15 protein-coding genes and 1 pseudogene are annotated in these 23,438 nt (G+C 49.6%); 11 read left to right on the top strand and 5 right to left on the bottom strand.

The genetic code is table 11. From position 1 onward, the window contains the following. The first annotated feature begins 117 nt into the window (after window positions 1–117). Together ACZYR9_RS13890 and ACZYR9_RS13885 are read left to right on the top strand one after the other, a co-directional pair. Window positions 118–4,413, top strand: a complete 4,296-nt coding sequence (locus ACZYR9_RS13890; RefSeq protein ID WP_488979098.1) for a WIAG-tail domain — start codon at window positions 118–120, stop codon at window positions 4,411–4,413. Between the two features lie 170 nt (window positions 4,414–4,583). Further along, window positions 4,584–4,709, top strand: a complete 126-nt coding sequence (locus ACZYR9_RS13885) for a hypothetical protein (RefSeq protein ID WP_488979097.1) — start codon at window positions 4,584–4,586, stop codon at window positions 4,707–4,709. A gap of 161 nt (window positions 4,710–4,870) precedes the next feature. Here ACZYR9_RS13885 and ACZYR9_RS13880 read toward each other — a convergent pair whose 3' ends face one another. Beyond that, the gene (locus ACZYR9_RS13880) at window positions 4,871–5,995 is read right to left on the bottom strand and encodes a YheC/YheD family endospore coat-associated protein (protein ID WP_488979096.1); all 1,125 of its coding nucleotides are present in this window, start codon (window positions 5,993–5,995) and stop codon (window positions 4,871–4,873) included. A 254-nt stretch (window positions 5,996–6,249) separates the two neighbouring features. On the opposite strand from ACZYR9_RS13880, the gene galU reads away from it, so the two are divergent. From galU to ACZYR9_RS13845, 7 genes are all read left to right on the top strand, one after another. Continuing rightward, a complete protein-coding gene (gene galU / locus ACZYR9_RS13875) occupies window positions 6,250–7,149 on the top strand; it encodes a UTP--glucose-1-phosphate uridylyltransferase GalU (RefSeq protein ID WP_488979095.1) in 900 nt (299 codons plus the stop codon). Beyond that, window positions 7,139–8,239: a UDP-galactopyranose mutase gene (gene glf / locus ACZYR9_RS13870; RefSeq protein ID WP_488979094.1), complete on the top strand. Its 1,101-nt coding sequence runs from the start codon at window positions 7,139–7,141 to the stop codon at window positions 8,237–8,239. Before galU ends, glf begins: the two co-directional genes overlap by 11 nt. Window positions 8,240–8,341: 102 nt before the next feature. Further along, window positions 8,342–9,163 carry a hypothetical protein gene (locus ACZYR9_RS13865; protein WP_488979093.1) on the top strand — a complete coding sequence of 274 codons (822 nt, stop codon included), beginning with the start codon at window positions 8,342–8,344 and terminating at the stop codon, window positions 9,161–9,163. Between the two features lie 13 nt (window positions 9,164–9,176). Then, complete coding sequence (locus tag ACZYR9_RS13860; protein WP_488979092.1) at window positions 9,177–11,180, top strand: glycosyltransferase; 2,004 nt, start codon at window positions 9,177–9,179, stop codon at window positions 11,178–11,180. Between the two features lie 75 nt (window positions 11,181–11,255). Continuing rightward, a complete protein-coding gene (locus tag ACZYR9_RS13855; protein WP_488979091.1) occupies window positions 11,256–12,170 on the top strand; it encodes a DUF707 domain-containing protein in 915 nt (304 codons plus the stop codon). Window positions 12,171–12,233: 63 nt separating this feature from the next. Further along, window positions 12,234–13,124 (top strand): glycosyltransferase, encoded by an 891-nt coding sequence (locus tag ACZYR9_RS13850; protein WP_488979090.1) that lies wholly within the window; start codon window positions 12,234–12,236, stop codon window positions 13,122–13,124. Continuing rightward, window positions 13,121–14,218, top strand: coding sequence for a hypothetical protein (locus ACZYR9_RS13845; protein ID WP_488979089.1), 1,098 nt, complete (start codon window positions 13,121–13,123; stop codon window positions 14,216–14,218). Before ACZYR9_RS13850 ends, ACZYR9_RS13845 begins: the two co-directional genes overlap by 4 nt. 214 nt (window positions 14,219–14,432) lie before the next feature. On the opposite strand, the pseudogene ACZYR9_RS13840 reads toward ACZYR9_RS13845, so the two are convergent. The 4 genes and pseudogenes from ACZYR9_RS13840 to ACZYR9_RS13825 form a co-directional block, all read right to left on the bottom strand. After that, window positions 14,433–15,437: pseudogene (locus ACZYR9_RS13840) on the bottom strand (ketoacyl-ACP synthase III). A 345-nt stretch (window positions 15,438–15,782) separates the two neighbouring features. Then, window positions 15,783–17,198: a glycosyltransferase family 4 protein gene (locus ACZYR9_RS13835; RefSeq protein WP_488979088.1), complete on the bottom strand. Its 1,416-nt coding sequence runs from the start codon at window positions 17,196–17,198 to the stop codon at window positions 15,783–15,785. Window positions 17,199–17,226: 28 nt separating this feature from the next. Beyond that, window positions 17,227–18,195, bottom strand: coding sequence for an SDR family NAD(P)-dependent oxidoreductase (locus tag ACZYR9_RS13830; RefSeq protein ID WP_488979087.1), 969 nt, complete (start codon window positions 18,193–18,195; stop codon window positions 17,227–17,229). Beyond that, on the bottom strand, window positions 18,192–19,484 hold the full coding sequence (locus tag ACZYR9_RS13825) for a nucleotide sugar dehydrogenase (protein WP_488979086.1): 1,293 nt from the start codon (window positions 19,482–19,484) through the stop codon (window positions 18,192–18,194). The genes ACZYR9_RS13830 and ACZYR9_RS13825 overlap by 4 nt, the downstream gene beginning before the upstream one ends. A gap of 289 nt (window positions 19,485–19,773) precedes the next feature. Here ACZYR9_RS13825 and selB point away from each other — a divergent pair, with 289 nt between their 5' ends. Beyond that, window positions 19,774–21,690 carry a selenocysteine-specific translation elongation factor gene (selB, locus tag ACZYR9_RS13820; RefSeq protein ID WP_488979085.1) on the top strand — a complete coding sequence of 639 codons (1,917 nt, stop codon included), beginning with the start codon at window positions 19,774–19,776 and terminating at the stop codon, window positions 21,688–21,690. Between the two features lie 151 nt (window positions 21,691–21,841). Further along, entirely contained in the window at window positions 21,842–22,894 is a 1,053-nt protein-coding gene (gene selD, locus ACZYR9_RS13815; protein ID WP_488979084.1) for a selenide, water dikinase SelD, read from the top strand. The last annotated feature ends 544 nt before the right edge of the window (window positions 22,895–23,438 follow it).

The following is a 23,438-nucleotide window of genomic DNA, read 5'->3' as shown; positions in this document are numbered from 1 at the left end:
TGCCTATTTTTTATAGGGTGTATGACCTCCTAATAGGTGAATGCATATGTTATCAATGACTACTTTTGCAGGTTTTCATTGCAGCATAAAGTCATCACGGAATATAGGAGGGCACATATGAAAAAGGTGAGCCGCCGGAATTCCGGCAAAGTCAAACCGACACAAGGGAAGAGGGTCGGCACATTCATTAATGAACTGAGCTGGTTGGATGAGGTCGAAGAGACCGGCAGCCAGGGTGCTAATTCCGTCAGATCGATAAAAGAAGAGGCGACTCGGTCCGCGGTGCCGTCCGATGTAGATAGCACTTCTTTGAAGTCGTCGAATGGTTCGAGTAATGCATCAGTATATACGGACGATTTGGCTAATGAGTCGGTGACATCGGAAAAAATAGCCCGTTATGCCGTTGATGGATATAAAATTAAGCGCGGCAGCATCGGGAAGGATCATATTGCCGACTATGCGGTAGATGGTCCAAAGCTGGCTAATAACAGCGTGACCCAGCAGAAGCTGGCTCCCGGCGCGGTTACGGAAGAGCATCTGGCGGCCGGTTCCGTCACGACGGACAAAATTCAAGATCGGGCGATCAGCGGTATCAAGCTCCAAAATAACAGCATTACCTCGGAGAAGTTGGCGGACAAAACGATCGATGCGATGAAGATAGCCGAGCACTCGATTCACACCAAGCACTTGGCGGACGAAGCGATTACAGAAGAGCTGATTCAAAATCAATCCATTACTTCCGGCAAAATCAAAAGCGGAGCGATTCAAACCATTCATATCGCTAATGGAGCCGTCAATGCGGCGAAGCTTGCCGATGGTGCGGTTACCCCTGAAAAGCTCAAAGACTTATCAATCACAGCTGCCAAACTGGCGGACGGAGAGATCAGTTCGGCCAAACTGGCCGCCGGAGCAGTGACGGAAGATAAGCTGGGGCCATGGAGCGTTTCCACCGAGCATTTAAAGCTGAACTCGATTGTGCACGGTCATTTGACGCCTGGACTTGTCAAGAGCGACAATATCGCAGCAAAGCAGATTGAATCCGGCCATCTGTCGGATGGAGCCGTCGAATCCGTCCATCTTAAGGATGGAGGAATTACTTCCGCCAAGCTGGCCAAAGGGATCCTACAGGGGGCCCACCTTCAGGACGGAACTATTGAAGGGAAGCATGTCCAGCAGGGAGCGATCGAGAATAGGCATTTGTCGGCGCGAGCGGTCACCGGCGATAAGCTGGCGGCCTCCAGCGTCGGCGTATCCAATCTGATGGATGGAGCTGTGACGGCGGAGAAGCTGGCGGAGCACGCTGTGAGCTCCCGTAAGCTGGCCAAGGGCGCGGTGAAAAGCGAGCATTTGGCGCCTGGTACGGTAGGATCGGCACATTTGGCCGATAAATCGGTGCAAACCGGGCATTTGGCAGCCAAATCCATTGCTGCGGAGCACCTGCAGGATCGTATCGTGACTTCGGAAAAGCTGCAGGACCGAGCAGTCACGTCCGAGAAGCTCAGCAACGGGGCGGTACAGCAGCAGCATCTGCATGAGGGGGCCGTGCTTACCGGTCATCTGGCGAATCACAGCGTAACGACCTCTAAAATTTCAAGCGAATCGGTTTCAACGGATAAATTGACGAACCTTGCGGTCACAACGGCAAAGCTGGCGCATGCGAGCGTGACTCCCGAGAAGCTGGGCAAGGAAGCAGTACAGTCGGAGCATTTGGCTCCCGGTTCGGTGCAGCATGTGCATCTAGGGAAAGGATCGGTAAAGACGCAGCAGCTGGATGACGGTGCTGTGACCGCTGAGAAGCTGGCTAAAGGCGCTGTGACTGGTGCTCAGCTTGCCGAGGGAGCGGTTCGATCCGTGCATCTGGCCGAAGGTGCTGTGGACGCCAGCCGGCTTGCTCCAGGGATTATAGGAGCAGAGCACCTGAAGCAGGGCGCGGTTGGGGCATGGCAGCTGGCTGCCGATTCGGTAGGCGAAGCGCAGCTGAGGACGCAAGCGGTCACGACGGAGAAGCTGGCGCTTGGCGCAGTGGACAGCACCCGGCTGGCCGCCGGTGCCGTTGCGTCGGAACATCTGACCAAGAGATCGGTGGGGACGGTTCATCTTACCGATGAGTCGGTAGGCGAAGCTCAGCTTCAGACGCAGGCGGTCACGACGGAGAAGCTGGCGCCCGGAGCCGTAGACGGCAGCCGTCTTGCGGCAGGAGCCGTAGTGGCGGAGCACCTGGCTTCCGGAGCCGTAGGTTCGGTTCAATTGGCCGCCGGTGCGGTAGGTGAAGTAGAGCTGCAGCCGCAAGCGGTGACGACGGAGAAGCTGGCGCCCGGAGCCGTAGACGGCAGTCGTCTTGCGGCGGGAGCCATAGTGGCGGAGCACCTGGCCTCCGGAGCCGTAGGTTCGGCGCAGCTCGCAGCAGAATCGGTAGGCGAAGCCCAGCTCCAGGCGCAGGCGGTGACGACAGAAAAGCTGGCTTTAGGCGCAGTAGACAGCAGCCGTCTTGCCCCTGGCTCCGTCGGTTCAGAGCACCTGAGCCCGTTATCCGTAAGCTCGAAGCATCTGGCTTCCGAAGCGATAGGTGAAAATCATCTTCAGACAGGTTCGGTGACGGCGGAGAAGCTGGCCCCCCGCGCCGTAGTCGGCAGCCGGTTGGCTGAGGGCTCCGTCGGCTCGGAGCACCTGACCCCGTTCGCCATAGCATCGGAGCACCTGGCGAATGACTCGGTAGGCGAAGCTCAGCTTCAGCCGGGTTCGGTGACGGCGGAGAAGCTGGCGCCGGGTGCCGTAGACGGCAGCCGTCTTGCCGCAGGCTCCGTCGGCTCGGAGCACCTGACCCCGTTCGCCGTCACCTCGGAGCACCTGGCGGGCGACTCGGTAGGCGAAGCTCAGCTTCAGCCGGGTTCGGTAACGACGGAGAAGCTGGCGCCCGGCGCCGTAGAGAGCAGCCGGTTGGCTGTGGGCAGCGTCGGCTCAGAGCATCTGGCGCCGCTCGCCGTCTCCTCGGAGCACTTGATTCCCGACAGCGTGGGCTCAGAGCACTTGGCAAGCGAATCGGTCGGTGAGGTACAGCTTCAGCCGGGCTCGGTGACGGCAGAGAAGCTGGCGCCCGGCGCGGTGGTCGGCAGCCGGTTGGCCGCAGGCAGCGTGGGCTCGGAGCATCTGCTGCCATTGGCGGTGGAGGCAGAGCACCTGGCGAGCGAATCGGTCGGTGAAGATCAGCTTCAGCCGGGTTCAGTGACAGCAGAGAAGCTGGCGCCCGGTGCGGTGGTCGGCAGCCGGTTAGCTGCGGGCTCCGTGGCTTTCGAGCATCTGACCCCAGGCTCTGTCGGATTGGAACACATCGTTTTTGAGGCCGTAGGCGAAGATCAGCTGGGTCCGGAGGCGGTAACAAGGGAAAAGCTGGCGCCTGGCGCGGTAGACGGCAGCCGGCTGGCCGCGGGATCCATCTCGGCGGAGCATATAACCCTGGGGGCGATCCGATCGAAGCACCTGGCCGCCGATGCGGTTGGTGAAATTCAATTGAGGCCGTACGCGGTGACCATGGAGAAGCTGGCGCCCGGCGCGGTGAATGAGAGAAGTTTGGCCGCGGGAGCGATTACCGCGAAGCATTTGAGTGATGAATGTATTGATGGACTTCACATTAAACAGGAGACGATATCGGGCTATCATTTGATTCCCGGCACGATCTCGCTTCTTCATCTTGAACCTGCGCTTCAAACGCTGCTCAGCGGATTGTCCGCCATGGAAGTCCGTCAGGAAACAAGCGATCCCGCTGATTTGGAGCCCATGGCAAAAATTCAATCGGTAGACGCGTGTTCAGTCGCGGAATCGATTGCCGCAGAATCGGAGAATCCGGCCGATGATCCGGTAGTTGAATATGATGAAGCGGATACTCCTGAGATGACGGATGATTTGTCTTCAGCAGATTCGCAAGAGTCGATTGAAGTTGCGGAAGAAGCCGATGCTTCTTTCGAGGCCCCTGACCTTTCGGCCCTGCTTGGCCTTGCCAAAGCTCCTAATATCGAAGAGAGCACGGAATCGGAAGAGGACCTGGGGAATAATAACATCGTTTTGCACTCGATATTCATCGAATCGGAGACATCCCCGGATCGTGAGGCTGTCCTGGATGATCAGCCGGTTTTACCGGTGCAGGAGAGTTTACGGAAGCTTCAGACGCAGCAGTTTGGTCTAAACGTCTTTACTCTGCCTGCCGATTCGGACCGCGTTACCATTCAAGTGACCTTCGAACGGCCGTTTGCCGATGTAAACTATGCGCTTGTAGGCACCACAAGTCATCCCGGGGGGTACGCCGTAATTCAAAGCAAGGAAACCGACTGTGCCGTTATTGAAATCGTACGCTGCAACACGGTGGAGGAGCTTCAAGGGACTATCAACTGGATTGCGATGGGTATGGCATATGAATAAACGGATAAAGACTTGTTCCCGGCGGGGGCGAGTCTTTTGCCGTTTTCTTCATCATGGTCATGTAATGCTTGTCCATAGAGAAATATTGGTGTAAAGAGGTATATGTCCATAATTGGTACAAGGGTAATGCTTTCATAAGGATGACGTTGTAATCCGGCCGGATGATACGATTGTGCTTGATCGGACGCTCGAATGCACCCGTGTGGGTCTGGGGTTACGCCGTACCGGGCTATCACCAAATGCTGACAGAGCTTTACGAGTGGATGGCCGGTCACGGATTTTCGGACGCTGAGTAATCGGCGTTCTTTTTTTGTGGGAAAAGAGTGTAAGGGAAGGGCAGCTGGATGGATGCGGGACAGAGAGTAGGAAAAGGAAGCTGGCTCCCAACCATTCCTCGCAATTAAAGCTGCCCGGGGGTGGAAAAGAAAAGGACGAATCATCGTTTGAGGCTTTTGCATCATGTGTTTGTTTGGCATGTCGGGGACTCGATGCAGTGGGTTAGCAGGTGCTTGGCATAAGCCATCGGATTTTCGTAGGCGGCCTTCCATACATCCAGCATACCGGCTTCCCGAAAGCTGTATCGCTGGTCTTTTCCATTGCATTCAATAAACAGGGGGAAACCGTCAACCGTCAAGCCGATATCCATTCCAAGGTCGGCCAAGTCAGGCAAATGCTGTCCCAGATGATAAGCTATTCTTAATGCCAGATCAGATATATCTTGGATCACTTTCTTTGGATGCAGATGGGGATACTCCTCCTGCAAAATGTCCTCCAGCCGGTAAACTTTTCCCCCTTGGGCTAAATTCGTCAAAAAACGGCTTTTGGAAGCAACCTTGGCCACATATCCCGTAATCTGCCACTCTCCCGTAAATCCCCGCTGTACGGATACCCGAATATCAAAAGGACATTTCTTATAGGTTGCCAGAGGCAGGCATTGCTGAACGATATATTTTCCCTTTATTAATCTGCGCTTCAGAATCGGGGGGAGACAGGTCCCCCGAAATTTTACCGTTCGCCATGTTTTGTTGCGTTCGCTGAGTGAGGCCGGGCAGTTCAAGATCCAGCCGGACGGGGTGCGTTCCAGCTTCATGACCCCTCGTCCTACGCTGCTTTTATTGGGTTTAATGATGATTGAATCGAACTGTTTCATCATTTCTTTGACACTGGCGGTGGTGGCCAGGCAAGTTCTCGGCAAATGGGGGATGAAGGCGGGGTTTCCGGTCAGCAGATTGTGGATGGTTAGCTTGCCGTAACGGTTCCAACGGTTAAACACCAGCCTTCCTTCCTCGGACAACGATTGAAGCTTGCGCATTTCCCGCATACCTGGATAGAGGGCACGGTTATGAATGACCTTCGGTAAAGGAACGGCGGTCAAATGAAATCTGCCGTCGGCTGACGGGACATATCCTTTTACATAAGCCTTTCCGGTCTTCACATCGAGAAGACGAAAAAAGCATGGCGTCAAGCCGAATCTCTTGCCTGCCTCTACGTAAAAATCAATCCTCTCATGCATTGTTTTTCCTGAAGGTATTCTGCGGTGCAGCTGATCGTTGATAAGGATGCCCACGTAGGGAGGTAGCATCGTACTCACTCCTTTGTCCTAAGCATCGGACCTTCCTTGACCTTATAGTATATGTAGTGGGGAAATAGGGGGTATGGACACGTGACGTAGGCATTCAACGGGATATTTGCCTGTACGGGTCAAAAGCCAATTTTATGGAGGAGAGGTTATTGGTCTATGTCCATAACCCTCAAGGCGCATATCCTTTTAAGAGTAGTGCTTTTGTGCATAATGAATTTGTCCATTTCCACTTGGGGTAAAGGAAGGTGCTTTTAATGAAGGTTCGTAAAGCAATTATTCCGGCAGCCGGCTTGGGCACCCGCTTTCTTCCCGCAACCAAAGCCATGCCGAAAGAAATGCTGCCGATCATCGATAAGCCGACGATTCAATTTATTGTGGAGGAGGCTGTAGCTTCCGGAATTGAAGATATTATCATTGTAACGGGCAAGGGGAAGCGGTCGATTGAGGATCATTTTGATGCCGCGTTCGAGCTTGAGTATCACCTGCTGCAAAAAGGGAAGGTGGAGCTGCACCAGAAAGTGCAGGAGCCTTCCCGAATGATTGATATCCACTATATTCGTCAAAAAGAGCCGATGGGCTTGGGGCACGCGATTTGGTGCGCCAGAAAATTTATCAAGAACGAACCGTTTGCCGTGCTTCTCGGCGATACATTCGTACAGGGGAGCCGCCCTTGTTTAAAGCAGATGATGGAATACTTTGACCGCTACAAAACGTCGGTGATCGGCGTGCAGCCTGTTCATGAAAATAAAGTGTCCAATTACGGGATCATCGACGCTCAGCCCCTGCATGATCACTTCTATGCGATTTCCGGACTTGTAGAAAAGCCGAAGCCCGAGGATGCTCCCTCGAATCTGGCGATGATCGGACGATATATTTTGACCCCCACGATCTTTGATATCCTTGAATATCAGGAAGCGGGGTTCGGTCAAGAAATTCAATTGACCGACGCCATCTCGAAATTGAATGAGCTGGAAGCCGTCTATGCGTGTGAGATCGACGGGGTATGGCATGATGTAGGAGATCAGGCCGGATATGTCCGTACGATGCTCGCGATTGCCGCACAGAGAGAAGATATAAAGCCTCATCTGTTCGAAGCATTGCAATCGCTTTTGAATCAGCGGGAAGCAAGGCAGGAGATCATCGATGACGATTGATTTTTTGGTCGTGGGCGCGGGATTTTCCGGTTGTGTGTTGGCTCGTGAGCTGGCAGTCCGGCTTAATAAACGGATATTGATCGTCGATTCAAGAAATCACATCGGCGGCAATGCGTATGACTGCTATGATGAAGCGGGCATCCTGATCCAGCCTTATGGGCCGCACATCTTTCATACCAACAGTAAAAAGGTCTTTGATTATTTATCCCGGTTTACGGAATGGAATTTATACGAACATCGTGTGTTAACCCATGTTGACGGACGAAAAGTGCCGATACCGATTAACTTGGATACGATCAACGAGCTGTATGGGCTCAGGTACTCCGAGAAAGAGCTCGAAGCGTTTTTCGATTCGGTTCGGCAGCCGGTGAATCCCATTGTCAATTCAGAAGAAATCATCCTCAGTAAAGTGGGAATCGAGCTGTATGATAAATTTTTTAAACACTTTACGAAAAAACAGTGGGATGTGTGGCCTTCGGAGCTGGATCCCTCGGTTTGTGCAAGAATACCGGTGCGAACAAACAGGGACCCCCGGTATTTCACCGATAAATATCAGGTGATGCCGAAGCACGGATATACACGCATGTTCCAAAGAATGATCGATCACCCGAATATATCGCTCATGCTGCAAACGGATTTCAAACAGATTCAAAGCCTTATTCCTTACCGGTATTTAATTTATTCGGGACCGATCGATGCGTTTTTCGATTACAAGTTCGGCAAGCTGCCATACCGTTCACTGCAATTTAAGCTTGAAACATGGGATAAACCGTTTTTTCAGGAAGTGGGCGTTGTGAATTATCCTGCGGCCTATGATTTTACGAGAATTACCGAGTTCAAGCATATGACAGGGCAGCAGCACCCTAAAACGACGATTTTGTACGAATATCCCTCGGCAGAAGGAGACCCGTATTATCCGATTCCAAGAGAAGAAAACACCTGGATCTACCAAATGTATAAGCAGGAAGCGGAACAGCTGGAGAACGTCTGGTTTGTAGGACGCCTCGGAACTTACAAGTACTATAATATGGACCAAGTAGTAGCGCAAGCCTTGACTTTATTCGAATGCCGGCTAAAAGATCTGCCGTGAGGCAGAGGATGACAAGAAGGGGATAAGAAATTCACCGGAGGTCTTGGCTGTGGCCGGTTTGAATCCAAAGAAGACTGATGTATGGGAAGGAGTGAGCCGTTTATGATATTCTGTACGCTTGCCCGAAAGGAACAACGGATGGCTGCCGTTGTCCTGGCGAAATCGATTAAAAAATTTCATCCCCTTGCCCGGATCGTACTCTGTCTGGCAGACCATCATGCGCCTGCAGATCAAGTTTCTTTATTCGATGAAGTGGTGACCGTGACCAATAACGGGTTCCCTTTTGATTCGGCAGAAAGCTGCTGCGCCGCCAAAGCATACCTGCTGAGGCATATGCAGGCCTCCTTCCCGGACGAGAAGATCATCTACCTGGATCCGGAAATCAAGCTATTCGCTTCATTTGACGAGATAGAACATTTGCTGGAACGGCACGATATTATCGCAGTTCCCTATCATTTGGAGCCTTGGGATGTGGAGGATTATACTTGGGAAATCGAACGGCTGCAGAACGGTTTTCTTCATGCAGGTTTCCTTGCGCTTCGAAACTCGGAAACCGGTAGAGCGTTCACGCAGTGGTGGTCGCGGCATATCGATGAAAGCTATTACGGCGCCTCCAAAGACGGTAGGGCGGATCATAAATGGCTAAGCTTGGGCTTGGTGCCCTTTCAAATCTATCTGCTGAAGGACTCTGCCTATCACGTCGCTGCCTGGAATGTGCACGAAAGCGGCAGGACGGTGTCTTTGTCACCAGAAGGTCAATACTTGGTTCATGGCAAGCCGCTTCGTTCCTTTCACTTTACGAATCCTGACGGGCTCCTTGACCAGCGCCTGGAGGCTTTTATTCCTAACCTTGGACAGCCGGTTTACAAGCTGCTTCAAACGTATAGAGTAGAGCTGGGGCGCACTAATTCATCTTGGACATAAGGAGAGCAGGTTCATGATCATTTGTACTCTGACTACAGCCGGTCAATTATTCCGTGCAAAGGTAATGGCTAATTCCGCCAAAAAGCATCATCCCGACGCCAAGGTAGTGGTTTGCCTGATCGAAAAGACCAGGCATCCTGCAGAAAGAAGCTTCTCATGGTTCGACAGCGTAGTGCTCGCAAAAGATCTCGGCATTCCGAGCTTTGAAGCTTACTTATTTAAACGAAATGCTCATGAAGCCTCCCTTGCGCTTAAAGGCCACTTTCTAAAGTATGTGTTCCGGACTTATCCGAAGGAGAATGAAATCGTGTTTATTGATTCAAAAACACAAATTTTGAGTCCTTTAGATGAAGTGAGAGAAGCCTTGCGTGATCATTCCATGGTATTGACACCGTACGCGGCCAGGGATGAAGGGGAGAGTTATGATGTTCACGGTATGTTTAACATCGGCTTTATTGCGTTAAGCCGAACGGGAGATACCGGACGTTTTCTGGATTGGTGGATTAGCCGGTTGGACCGGTATGGTTATGATGACTATCAAAAAATAGGACTTTTTAATGAACAAAGCTGGATGGATTTGGTCCCCGTTTTGTTCGATGCGTACATCCTGCGCCATCCCGGATATCATACGGCGTTTTGGAATGGCCAGGAAAGCGCGACATCCATCGCAGTCAGTCCGGACGGGCAATATACGGTTCTTGGGCAGCCCCTCCGGCTGTTCCATTTCTCCAACATGACCGGAGTATTGGTGAGCTCTATGAAAAGGGTTCTCCTTAATAAAAAAGAAGCGTTGTACCGGTTGCTGCACTCCCATTGTAGAGAGCTTAAACGAATGGGGCAAACGGACGCAAGCCGCATTCATTGGAGTTATGATTACTATACGAACGGTAAGAAGGTGTCTCAAAATGCCCGCTCCTTTTTCAGGGAAAAGCCGGAGCTCGCACTGAAATATCCAACCCCCTACCAATATTCCAACCGGACCTTCAGATCTAATCCGCCCTTACGAATTGTTCAAGTGGTCTCCAATATCCCGGATGCCTATCCGTTACCCCCCGTCGATCAAGGAGGTACGGAAAAGATGGTCTACGAATTAACAGAAGAGCTGGTAAAGCGAGGCCATCAGGTGTATCTGTATGCCGCTCAAGGAAGCACCAGCAGTGCGAAGCTAATGGCCTATCCATCCCATATTCGTTCAAAGCATATCGGAAAATACGTACAGAGCACGCTCCCCACGCAAGTGGATATCATCCATGATCATACATTTAACTCGGCTGTCGCCCGGCGCAAATGGAAGGTTCCTGCGCTGTGCACCCAACATATTACACGGAATTACGGGGTCCCCCATTCCGTTTATGTCAGCAAGAGGGCGCTGGAAGTGATAGGAAAAAATAGAGGCTTCCACGTCTATAACGGGATCGATCCGGAGCAATATGAATTCAGTGAGGAGAAGCGGGATTACCTGCTCTTTATGGGAAGAATTATTAGAGAAAAAGGAATTCTGCAGGCGATAGAGGTTGCCGAGAGAACGGGACAAAAATTGATCATCGCCGGACCGTTGAAAAACATGCAGCTATATGAACACGAAATAAAACCAAGGATTGCAGGCAATCCCCAAATCGAATATGTCGGTTCGGCAGGCGGCAAGCAAAAACAAGAGCTTCTTAAGCATGCCAGATGTGTCCTGTTCCCTACCTTGTGGGAGGAGCCCTTCGGTCTTGTTATGGTTGAGGCGATGGCTTGCGGTACTCCGGTGGTTGCACTCGCCAACGGGTCCGTACCGGAAATTATGGGCGGTTTCCCAAATCTTATCTGCACGACGGTCGATGAGATGGTTCAGAAAGTGCTTCACGAACCGTTTCCGGCTCCCCGTGAACTGCGTGAGTATGTGGAAAGACACTTTACAAACAAGATGATGACGGAGGGGTATTTGGACATTTATGAGCGCTTAAGAAGAAAAGCCGGGAAGACGGGGAGAACAAAAGGGATCAAGCCGATGAAAAGGGTAAAGAAAGGCTGAAGAAATGAAACAAGAGTCAAAAGGAAAATAAGATAGCTGTCCGCTTAAAAAACTAATAAAGAGGAGGGAGCACTCATGAAGGGAAAGCGCAACCTGGTTGTCGCCAGAGTCGGAGATCGTTCACTCCACCATGAGTGGCTGCAGCCGGCGGAATACAAAAATTTCGACCTGTGTCTCAGCTACTACGGTGACAAGAAGGATCGATATGCCCAAGACGCAGAGTATTACTTTGAAAGCAAAGGAACCAAGTGGCCTAAGCTTTACGAGCTGATGGAAACGATGGGGGATCGTATTTTGGAATACGATGCAATATGGTTTCCGGACGATGACATCAGCACCGATGCTCAAAATATCGGACGGATGTTCCAGCTGTTCCACGAGCAAGAGCTCATGCTGGCGCAGCCGGCCCTGACGAAAAACGCTTTTTTTCAAGTGACGGTCCGCCACATTGATTATAAATTAAGATATACAAATTTCGTCGAGGTCATGGTGCCCATCTTTTCAAGTGAGGCCCTGCGCATTTGTTGGCCGACGTTTCGAAATAATTTGACCGGATGGGGGCTGGAGCATGTCTGGGCTAAGCTGCTGAACTATCCCCGTAAGAAAATGGCGATCTTGGATGAAACGCCGGTGGAGCATACAAGGCCTCCGGGGCAGGGAGATTTATACAGCAATATTCGATCGGAGCTTAACATTAATATCCTGGAGAACAACGAAACGAAAATGCTGGAGGACTATGGCATTACAGCCCCTAAGCCAGATGAGATCAAGCATTATGACGGGATCAAAATCTGGGATCCGATGGCAAAGCTGCGTGAGAAAGTGAAGCCGGAACCGGGGAGGGGAAAGCGTACGGGAGCAAGGGGGAAAAACCGTAGGATGACTCGGGCTGCATCCGGAAAAAGCAATTCAAAACCCAAGGGGCTAAAGAAAACGAGACAAGGAACGGTAAGGAAGAAAAAAACAGCCGGCCAGAGGAAAATCGTCTAGAGAGGAAGGAAAAAAACAAGACGGACCGGTTAAAATCGAAAGCGGCTTAAGGAGAGAAGCGGAATGATCATATGTACGATGACAACGGCGAGCCATCTGTACAGGGCCAAAGTCATGGCCAGGTCTGCGAAGAAGCATTATCCGACGGCCAAGGTAATCGTATGTCTGGTAGAGAGGGAGGTACATCCAGCCGCGCGGAATTCGCCTTATTTTGACCGTGTGGTACTGGCCAAGGACTTGGAGATCGTTCATTTCAAAGAATTGCTCCGGGAGAGGAGTATTCATGAGACAGCCTTTGTACTCAAGGGACATTTTATTCAATTTCTATTTCGAAGCTATCCTGATGAACATCAGCTGATGATGCTGGATACCGACATTCAGGTGCTGAGTCCGTTTGACGAGGTCCACGAGGCATGGAAGGCATACCCCATTGTCCTGACGCCGCACGAATTGGCGGATCAGAAGGCCGTCTATCTGTTTCACGGGATATTCAATATCGGATTTATCGCGTTAAGCAGGGCAAAGGAAACGGATCGATTTCTGGAATGGTGGATCAGCAGGGTGGACCGCTATTGCTTTGACCGCTGCTATTCTCTCGGACTTTTTTATGAGCAGAATTGGTTGAACTTGGCCCCTGCCTACTTTCGGGTTCATATCCTGCACCACCCCGGGTACAATGTCGCCTTCTGGAATTGGTCTGAGAGAGGGGATTCGATCGGTCTCACTCCGGGAGGAGAGTATACGGTAAAAGGGATGCCTATGCGTTTCTTTCACTTTTCGAACCTGACCGGTAAGCTGGCCAAAACGCTCAGGATGGAACTGCGTACCAAAAATAAAGCCATACGAATCCTGTATTATTCTTACTTAAGGGAGCTCAAGCGCATGGGGTGGAGCGATTGTGCGAGAATTACCTGGAGCTATGACAAGGGTGCAATAAGAGGTGGGACCCGATGATATTTGCGCTGCTAGCGCATCAAGATGAGCATGCTCTGGCCGCCCAGCTGGATAATATTCGTCATTTCAATCCCGATGCGCGGATTGTTCTCTACAATGGAGGCAACGATCCTGATTTTGCCCGGAAATTCAATATACCGATCTGCCCGTACAGCCGTCCCCTGAAGCACGGTAATTTGACACGTTATATGTGGGATATGATGAAATGGCTTGAGGAGACGAACGTAAAGTATGATTACCTGATTAATCTGGACCATGACGTACTGTTTTTGAAGCACGGATTCCATGCTTTTTTGGATGAGACCATGCGGGATTATGACTGCATGGGCTGGGATATGGTGACCAGCTGCAGCCGAAAGGATTCGGACTTGTCCTGCGTACAAACCATGTGGGACGAGTGGCATTTGTGGAAGCCGATTTTCCAAACCGATCATTTTATTCGGTTTTTGAATCCTACTCAGGTTTACCGGCATCAGCTCGTAAAGCATATGCTTGCCTCTGTCGACCATGCGGAGATGGAACGAAGGTTTGCGGCAACCCGAGTGTTTGCGCTCGAAGAAATGTTTTTCGTTACGCTGGCACTCGCCTGCGGGGGGAGGATTCGGGAATATCCGCGGGATGAGACATGGCACCGGGTTGCACGCTTTCAATGGCCGGGCATCAGTCGTCAGGAGGCTTATCAGGCCATGCATCACCCATATTATTACTGGGTTCACCCGGTGAAGGGGATGGAGCTGATCCGAATGCATCAGTGGTTAATGGCCGGGGCAAGCCGGCAGGAGGATATGCTGTCTTCTCCTGTGGCGCAGGACGCACCGGAACAGACGGCCACGGCGGAGAACCGGCGCATGAAGGGAAAGGAGCGCTTCAAGAATGAGCGGAGAAGGAAACGCCTAACAAAGCCTGCTGCCAAAAATAAGCGTAAAGCGGATGTAAAGGAAAGTAAAGGATACATGAAAAGAAAAATGCCTAGCGGCGGAAGGAAGGGAACGCAGCCTCTGCTTCACGAAAAAATCCACGCTTCCGGAAGGATGCGAAAAAGGTCGAGGAGGGGCAAAGGGAGCGATGCGAGGAAACAGAAAGCCGGCAGATGACCGTTTGGCTTTTACAGCTAAGACCGACAAGACATGCCGAAGGCTCGCTTGCCGGTCTTATTGCGCAGCCTTCTTAGAGGCTGCCGGAGGTTTATAGTGAACGCAGAGAAGCCTTACACGAACCATGGCATTCACCCATTAGCGTACGAAAGGCTCCTGATGAGCAGGATCCTAATCAGCTTTGGGACGCTTCCTCAATCCAATCGCTAAGCCACTATGGTTTGCATTTTAAATTCTTCCACTTTAACAGCAGCCCTCCGTGGACAAACCCGCCCCCAAAGCCGTACATCAGCACCGTATCGCCTTCTTTCAGCAAGCCCGTTTTGACCCCTTGGTCCAGAGCAAGGGGAATGGTGGCTGCCGATGTGTTGCCGAAATGCTCGATTGTATGCAGTGTTTTTTCCAGCGGTATTCATGTCCTTGCGCACACGGATTCGATGATGCGCAGATTCGCGCTGTGGGGTACAAACCAGTCCACATCGCTCGTGGAGAGACCGGCTTTCTCAAGCAGCTCGAATACCCCTTTGGGAACGGTCTGAACCGCGAATCTGTATACTTCGCGGCCGTTTTGCACGAGCTTGCCGCTGCCGTTTACGGGTGCAGCATTCAAGGAGGATGCTGTTAAAGCGCGGTACAAGTGCGGGCCCCCGGTGCCGTCTGAACCGAAGGTGGAGGCGAGGAACATGGCATCCTCTCCCCCGGCATCGCGTTCCAGCAGCACGGCCCCCGCCGCGTCGCCGAACAAAATGCACGTGGTACGGTCCGTGTAGTCGGTAATTTTGGATAAGGCGTCGGCACCGATGACCAGCGCCTTACGGTGCAGCCCGGAAGCAAGCATGCCGCCCGCCACATGCAGACCGTGTACAAAACCGGCGCAAGCGGCGCTCAGATCAAGCGTAAGCGTCTTTGGGATGCCAAAGTGCGCTTGAACTAAGCTGGCGGTAGAAGGAAAAGCGAAGTCGGGGGTGCTGGTGCTGACGATAAGCAGATCTACGTCATCCAATGAGGTATCGTATCGTTTGACGAGATCCTGAACCGCTTTGATACAGAGATGGCTGGTATACTCTTCCGGAGCACTGATCCGCCTTTCGCGGATGCCGGTACGCTGAACAATCCATTCGTCGTTGGTTTCCACTATCCGTTCAAGGTCTGCGTTGGTAAGCCGGTGTTCGGGCGTGTAGCTGCCGATGGACGTAATTTTTGAAACGAATTGATTCATGGCGGTTTCACCTCAATTTATTTTATGCACTGTGAAAAATTTTTTATGACCTGATATTAGTACTAGGTGCTAAAAATATCATACATTGATTTCCTGGCTCTGTCAATTTTCAATATTCCCAATACAATAGGCATAAATTGGGTGGAAGCTTTTCCTAAAGTGACCATAAAAAATACAGGCTCTCCCAATGGCAGTCTGTTCATAATGGTTTCGTATAAGGCAGCGTCTTTTTCCATTGTAAAGTATAAAGGAATGACATCCGGGAATGGATACTTCATCGTACAGCAGCCGCCGGTTGTCTGTAATCAATCGCCGCCGCTACCGTATAATTTGAAGACCATTTTGTTAGGAAGGGTAATTACTATATGTTTTCAGCATCTGTATAAAGTTTTGGTCAAACAGGGAATAATCCTCCGGTAATTTGGGAAATAACTTTTGCAGCATATTCCGATAATCAAGCGAATCAAAAGGGGTAGACAGTTCATAAAGCTGTTCGCTGATTAACGGTGAGGTTGTTCCTTCATTTATGCCAATATTTTTTAATGTTCCTTTATTTTTTGAGTGTAAAATATTCTCATAAATATTGAATAAACGGTTAATCATCTTTTCAATCCGCCATTGGTTTAACCCGAATTCCCTGCCATTTTTACTAAGCGTATCCCTCAAGGTCGCATTTTCCATCATTTCTTTAATATTTCGATACAGCGATTCGTTGTTGCCTGCCTTGGCGACTAATCCGGTTACTTGATGACGCACCATCTCCGGTAATCCGCCTGCATCCGTTACAATGACCGGCTTACCGGCTAATTGTGCTTCCATTACGGCAAAAGGGAGATTGTCTTGAATGCTCGGAAGGACACAAATATCAACCAGCCCAAGCAAAGCGGGGACGTTATTTTGTTTGCCCATAAACAGTACATGCTGCTCAAGATTCAATTTTTTTGTTTGTTGTTCCAATTCCTCGCGCAGCATACCGTCACCGATTAACCAGCATACCCAATCGCTGCGTTCCTGCTTCAATTGAGCCAAAGCTTCTAACAAATATTTATGCCCTTTTTCTGCAGAAAGACGTGCTGCACAGGCAATGATCTTTTTATTGGGTGGCGGGCCAAGTAACGAATCTTGATTCATTCTTGTTGTAAATGCTTCAATGTCAATTCCGTACGGGACCACCCCGATCATGTCTATCGGCATATTGTACTCCTCGACCAGCATTTTTTTAAGCCAGTTTGAAGGAACGATAATGTAATCGCTGGAAACGGATCCGCAATAATCACGATAACGGGCATAATGCCAACGGATGGAATTTTTTTCTCTAATTTCACCTTTCAGGAATTGTTCATGGGCGTAAGCTCCATGAATGGTGGCGATGAGTGGCGTTTGTTTCGGTTTCACGCGTAACATAGCCCGAGTAGATATGACGTCCTGGGTATGAATCAAATCGTATTTTTCTAGGTCGAAGCATACTGCCGCTAGTTCAAAGCTGATCCGTTCGTATTCATAATCTTTAACAAGAGGGTCCAGCCCCGGAAAGTAATGATCATACAGCGGATTGAACATTTCTTGCACCTGATATTTGACTTTGTATTTCATAAGATAATTTCCGTTATTGATGATATAGTATTTTAAAACATCGGGATGATGGGTAAAAATATCGACTTCATGTCCCTCGCGGTCCAAGGCTTGTTTAAGCTCCTTAACATAAGGCCATAACCCGGCTGTAGACGGAAGATAAAAGTAACACGCCAATAATATTTTCATGATGTCCCCCTTTCTGAATCGATCACTTTTACTGATGATTCGAACTCTTGTACCAAGTAATCGTTTTTAACAAACCTTGTTCGATAGTAACCTCCGGACTGTAGCCAAGCATCAATTCGGCCTTGCTGATATCGGGCAGCCGATTTTTCATATCCTCATAACCAGACCCATAGGCCAATTCATAGGGAAGATGAACAATGGAAGATGAAGAGCCGGCCAATTCCTTTATTTTGTATGCCAAATCATTAATCGTTATACGATAGGTGGTTCCTATATTGAAAACATGCTTGTCAAATGACGGGTCCATACATGGAATGATTCCATTAATCGCATCATCAATATAAGTAAAACAACGCGATTGCTCACCGTTTCCATAAACCGTGATGTCTTTATTGTTTAAGGCGGCCAAGATAAATTTTGGTATAACGCCTCCGTACTGTGTTGAGGTTTGACGTGGTCCGTAAGTATTAAAGAAACGTATGATAGTGATCGGCAAGCCTTTGTCGGCATAAGCAAAGCACATATGCTCATCGAGCGCTTTAGCTGTAGCATAGCACCACCGATGAATTTGAGGCGGCCCGAGGACACGGTCGGATTCCTCAGTAAAGGGGAGAGTTGTGTTTTTACCATAAATTTCTGATGTGGAGGCGAAAACGACTTTAATATGCTTCTCCCAAGCCAGCTCCAAAACGTTTCTAGTTCCGTCAATATTGCCTTCAATGACTTTAAGCGGATTTTCAACGGTATTTTTCACTCCGAGCACTGCCGCCAGATGGTATACTACTTGGCAATGCTCCAGTAAGGATTTGAGCAAAGGGCGGTCCAGGATAGTACACTGAACAAAACGAAAGCGTGGATGCTTTTCAAGTTCGGCAATGTGTGTTTTTTTTCCGTTGGACAAGTCATCAAGCACAACCACTTCATGTCCGGCTTGTAGCAGTGCTTCAGACAAATGCGAGCCGATGAATCCAGCGCCTCCCGTAACAACAATTCTCATGGTTCTCCTCCTCCCAAAAAGTATACTTTTGCCTTGCCTTGATGTCTGTATACGGTATGACGCGTGTCAAAAACCAGCGAAGCATGCTCTAAAATTTGTCGAACCGGTAAGGAGGAATGGTTCGTTAAAATGATCAGGCAGTCGCTTTCTGCGAGCACTGCATCTGTTAATAGAACACTGTGCAACGGTTCATGATCAATCGTAATGGCAGGAATATAAGGATCATGATATGAAACATTCGCACCCGCTTGCTTCAATTCACGAATGACTGTAAGGGCTGCAGAATCTCTAGTGTCGGCGATATCTCCTTTGTAGGTTACACCGTAGATTAATATATTGGCTCCTTTTAACGGCTTTTTGCTAACGAGAAGCTGTTCAGTCCGGCTGACGATATACTTCACGATCTTGAGATTCATTACATCTGAGAGTTCAATAAATTTGCTGATGTTATGATTTTGTTTTGCCTTCCATTGGAAATACATCGGGTCAACGGGAATGCAATGTCCACCAATCCCAGGCCCTGGATAAAATGCTTGGAATCCATAAGGCTTCGTATTAGCGGCCTGAATCGCCTCCCAAATGTCCAGATGGAGATGATCGCATAAAATAGCCATTTCGTTAATGAAGGATATATTGATAAAACGGTAACTGTTTTCTAATATTTTCGCCATTTCAGCCATTTCCGTAGAGGAGACAAGAACAACGTGCTTATAGATCCTGCTGTAGAGCTCTGAAGCTCTCTCTTGGCAGGCTTGGGTTATACCGCTTAATAACTTTGGGATTTCATCAATGGAATAAGATTTATTCCCAGGATCAATTCGTTCCGGGGAATAAGCTAAATTGAAATGAATTCCAACCTTTAGACCACTTTGTTCCAAAATAGGCAGGAGCACTTCTCTGGTGGTTCCCGGATAGGTGGTGCTTTCCAATACGACCAAATGATGGTTTTGCAGAATTTGGCTGATTTGCTTTCCTGCACATTGAATAAAGGAAAGATCCGGTATTCCTTGTTCTGTTAACGGTGTCGGAACACAAATAACGATGGATTCCACCTGCTTCAATGTATTGAAATCATCGTTAGCTTTGAAGTGATTGGAAGAAGTAACCGACCGGATTCTGTCATCCTCAATATCTTTGATATAACTGATGCCTTGATCCAATTTATTAAGCTTTTGCAGATCGGAATCTATTCCTGTAACATTGAAGCCCTTCTCTGCCAACATGATGGCAAGCGGAAGCCCGACGTATCCCAATCCTATAATCCCTATTCTATTTTTTGGGGTTTGCATCCTATGGTTCATCCCTTTCTAGAATCATTTCAAACTCAATCTATTCCAGAAAGCAAGAATTGGAATGGACGAACTTCCATTTAGTATAAAAATCAATCTCATTACTCATCACTTTCTGATAGCTGCTTAAGTTTTTTCACTTCTGCTTGCAAATCATATACAATTTCCAGCGATTTAATGGCTTTGACACGTTTGGAAGGAAAACATGGTAGAATAATCGTCAGCGGAACGGTTTACGTACTGCGGGATGGGGAATTCTTGACAATATACAGCAATAGAAGGTGAGCTTATGAAGCCTCGTTATTATACGATCGGTATGGCCGGACATATCGATCATGGCAAGACAACCTTAACCAAAGCTCTAACCCATGTGGATACCGATCGTTTAAAGGAAGAGAAGGAGCGTCAAATTTCGATCGAGCTCGGCTATGCGCCTTTTCCGCTGGATGAATATCAGACCTCGATTGTTGATGTGCCGGGTCACGAAAGGTTTATTCGCCAGATGATCGCCGGCGTTGCCGGGATTGATCTGGTTATTTTGGTTATTGCGGCCGATGAAGGCGTCATGCCGCAAACCAGAGAGCATATCGAGATCTTATCGTTCTTAGGGATTCAGTATGGCATTATTGCCGTTACGAAAGCGGACCGTGTGGAGCCGGACTTCATTGAATTCATCGAAGAAGATATTCAATCCGCCGTAAAGGATACGGTATTTGAAAAAGCCGACATCGTATTTGTGGACAGCATATCCAAAACCGGCTTCCCGAAGCTCATTTCTACAATCAAACAAAATTTGAGCAGGATTCCCGAGCGGAATGCAGCGGGGGCTTTTCGTCTTCCGATTGATCAAGTCTTTACCGTCCAGGGACAAGGGACGGTTGTCCGCGGCACGATTTATGAAGGGACCGTGGAAACAGGCGATGCGTTGACGCTTCTTCCGTACAAAACGAATGTAAAAGCAAGGAAATTACAAGTACATCATCAGGATAAGGACATGGCCACCGCGGGTCAGCGGGTAGCGATTAATCTGAGCGGTCTGCAAAGAGAAGAAGTCAAGCGGGGAGATGTCCTGGTCGCAGCAGGCGATTTTTCGATGAGCAGCACGCTGGATATTATGCTTACAACGGTTCACGATTTGCAGTTTCCGCTAAAGCAGCGTGCGCCGATCCGATTTCATTCCGGTACCGCTGAAGTCATGGGGGAAATTATTTTCTTTGACCGCAAAGAATTGAAAAAGAATGAAGAAGTGCTCTGCCAGATTCGTTTAGACGAGCCGGTAGCGGTCAAGCGCGGCGATCGTTACGTTATTCGTCGGCCTACACCTGTTGAAACGATTGGCGGAGGATGGGTCATTGATCCGTTCGGCGAGAAGTACCGTTTTGGGGAAAAGGCCATTTGGAAGCTGCAGCAAAAAAAAGAAGGAAGCCCGGAACAGCGGCTGCTGGATGCATTTCATACCCATCCATTGGCAGCAAGAAGCGAGCTGCTCAAAATGACCTCGATGCCGGTAGAAACCCTCGAAGAACTATTGGCCCGCTTGCTGAGTGAAAGCCTGATCGTTCAGATGGCTGCTGATTCGTTTACGTCCAGCGTCATCTGCGAGGAGGTCGGAAGCCGGATTGTTGAGCTTTTACAGCAATATCACGAGACATATTCCATGCGAACGGGAATGAATAAAGCCGAATGCATTCAAGCCCTGGATAAGAAGATACCGGCCAAGCTGACGGAAATGGTGATCGACAGGAAATTGAAGCAAGGAACATTAGGCAAAAATAAACAATACCTTTTCCTCCCCGGATTTACGCCTCACTTTCCAAGCTCGTGGAAGCAGCGGCTGGACAGGGCTTTTGTCCGGTTGTATCAAGATGAATTGGGTGTTCTTCCTTGGAATGACTATCTGGCCGGTGAAAAAATTCCAGAGCCATTGTATACGGAAGTGAAGCATTTCCTGCTTCAAAATCAATTCGCTTATCCGTTGGACGAAAAGCATCTGATTCATGGCGACGTTTTTGCAAGTAAACTCCGAAAGCTCTATCAAGAGACAGATGGTCAGCCTTTCAGCGTTCAAGAAGCGAAGGCCGTGATCGAGGCGTCGAGAAAGAATCTGATTTTGTTTTTGGAACTGCTTGATCAATTGAAGATCACGCAAAGAACGGAAGAAAAGCGGAACTGGGCCAAAGAATCAAGCTATTTGTCGGGTTTTTAGCTTGTTCTTAGCTGCTTCTGCGGCTTTGGGAGCCAGCGGTGATTTTGCAGAGCTTTCATTTTGTGATAACATTTCTATATGTAAACAAGCTTACATTGTTTACGATGCTTCTAACGTATTATACTTGGGGAAGAAAGGGCGGTGGTGTCCGATGGCACAAGGCGAAATCATTAAATTGACGCACTTATCCAGCAAAGGTGGCTGAGGCTGCAAGATCGGTCCGGAGGACCTGACGCAAGTTTTGCGTCATTTACCCAAAAATGTTCCAGATCCTAACCTGCTCGTTGGAATCGATACTTCGGATGATGCAGGTGTTTATAAGATTTCTGAAGACACGGCATTAATTCAAACGGTCGATTATTTTACACCGATCGTGGATGATCCGAGAATGTTCGGACAGATTGCCGCTGCCAATGCGCTTAGCGATGTGTATGCGATGGGAGGCAAACCGCTCACCGTATTGAATATCGTGGGCTTTCCGGTGAAGAAGCTGGATATGTCCGTTCTTGCGGATATTTTGCGCGGAGCAAGCGAGAAGGTGCAGGAGTCCGGTGCCGTTCTTGTCGGAGGACATTCCATTGACGATCAAGAGCCGAAATTCGGTATGGCGGTAACAGGCACCATCCATCCTGACAAGGTATGGACCAATAGCGGAGCAAAACCCGGGGACGCTTTGATCTTAACCAAGCCGATCGGTGTCGGTATTCAAACGACGGCGATCAAAAAGGATGCACTGACCGACGAGCAATTGAATCGTGTCATGCAGACGATGGCGACGTTGAACAAGACGGCTTCCGAGATTTTGCACGAATTTAACGTTCATGCATGCACGGATGTTACGGGCTTCGGGCTGCTGGGCCATGCCAAGGAAATGGCTGTCGGAGCCGGTGTCGGATTGGAGATCCTATCCGGTATTGTTCCTGTTTTGGAGGGCACGCGGAAATTGGCCGAGGACGGCTTCGTTCCCGGCGGCTCCAAGTCCAATCACAGATGGCTGCAGGAGAATGTAGAGTATGCTGAGACCGTCGATGAAATCACGCAGCTGATTCTTTGCGACGCGGTGACATCCGGCGGCTTGCTTGTGGCTTTACCCGAAGAGCAGGCAGATCAGGCTGTACAAAGACTGCGCGAAGCCGGAGTCGAGTATGCCGCGCGAATCGGTAAGGTTGTAAATGAGCATCCGAATCTCATTCATGTGAGTTAATGCAAAAAAAGATTCCTGTCGGTTAACCGACAGGAATCTTTTTTTATTCATTTGGCGTGCCCAGCTAAGCACGCATCTTCTAGCCGGTGAAAGTCCGGTCGCGGGAGGAGCCAAGTCCCCGCGTAGCTAGGATACTTGCGTATGGCGAAATCTGTGCGTAAAAGCGTATCGACGAAAGTACCTGTCGGAGACAGGGCGAGCGACATACCAGGCCGTAACATAAAGTGAATCCTGCCGCGTCGTCAAAAAGGCCTCGCAAGAGGGAAAAGAGGAAGCCGAGTCCCGCGAATGTGGACGAAGGCCATGGAAACTGTCATGAACTTGGAGCGACAGTGAAGAATCCTCCGGCGTATGGGGATCGGCATGGCATGAAAGAGGATGCAGTGAACTGGGGAGACCCTCCCCTGCACGAGAAGTTTTTTTTTTTCGTAGCAAGATGCTTTATAAGCTAATAAGCGAAGTGAGTCATCTGCAGGAAGGGAGTCCGAGGGGCGAATAGTACCGGAGAACGCAGAACAACACAACCTGCGGGAGGGAAGGCGCC

Source organism: Paenibacillus sp. F024 (genome assembly GCF_057814255.1).
The sequence above is the reverse complement of the archived record's forward strand: the minus strand, read 5'-3'. Positions and strand labels throughout refer to the sequence as shown.

Coding starts and splice junctions, on each gene's coding strand:
- ACZYR9_RS13890 (WP_488979098.1), top strand. CDS start 118: ATGAAAAAGGTGAGCCGCCGGAATTCCGGCAAAGTCAAACCGACACAA.
- ACZYR9_RS13880 (WP_488979096.1), bottom strand. CDS start 5,995: ATGCTACCTCCCTACGTGGGCATCCTTATCAACGATCAGCTGCACCGC.
- galU (WP_488979095.1), top strand. CDS start 6,250: ATGAAGGTTCGTAAAGCAATTATTCCGGCAGCCGGCTTGGGCACCCGC.
- glf (WP_488979094.1), top strand. CDS start 7,139: ATGACGATTGATTTTTTGGTCGTGGGCGCGGGATTTTCCGGTTGTGTG.
- ACZYR9_RS13865 (WP_488979093.1), top strand. CDS start 8,342: ATGATATTCTGTACGCTTGCCCGAAAGGAACAACGGATGGCTGCCGTT.
- ACZYR9_RS13860 (WP_488979092.1), top strand. CDS start 9,177: ATGATCATTTGTACTCTGACTACAGCCGGTCAATTATTCCGTGCAAAG.
- ACZYR9_RS13855 (WP_488979091.1), top strand. CDS start 11,256: ATGAAGGGAAAGCGCAACCTGGTTGTCGCCAGAGTCGGAGATCGTTCA.
- ACZYR9_RS13850 (WP_488979090.1), top strand. CDS start 12,234: ATGATCATATGTACGATGACAACGGCGAGCCATCTGTACAGGGCCAAA.
- ACZYR9_RS13845 (WP_488979089.1), top strand. CDS start 13,121: ATGATATTTGCGCTGCTAGCGCATCAAGATGAGCATGCTCTGGCCGCC.
- ACZYR9_RS13835 (WP_488979088.1), bottom strand. CDS start 17,198: ATGAAAATATTATTGGCGTGTTACTTTTATCTTCCGTCTACAGCCGGG.
- ACZYR9_RS13830 (WP_488979087.1), bottom strand. CDS start 18,195: ATGAGAATTGTTGTTACGGGAGGCGCTGGATTCATCGGCTCGCATTTG.
- ACZYR9_RS13825 (WP_488979086.1), bottom strand. CDS start 19,484: ATGCAAACCCCAAAAAATAGAATAGGGATTATAGGATTGGGATACGTC.
- selB (WP_488979085.1), top strand. CDS start 19,774: ATGAAGCCTCGTTATTATACGATCGGTATGGCCGGACATATCGATCAT.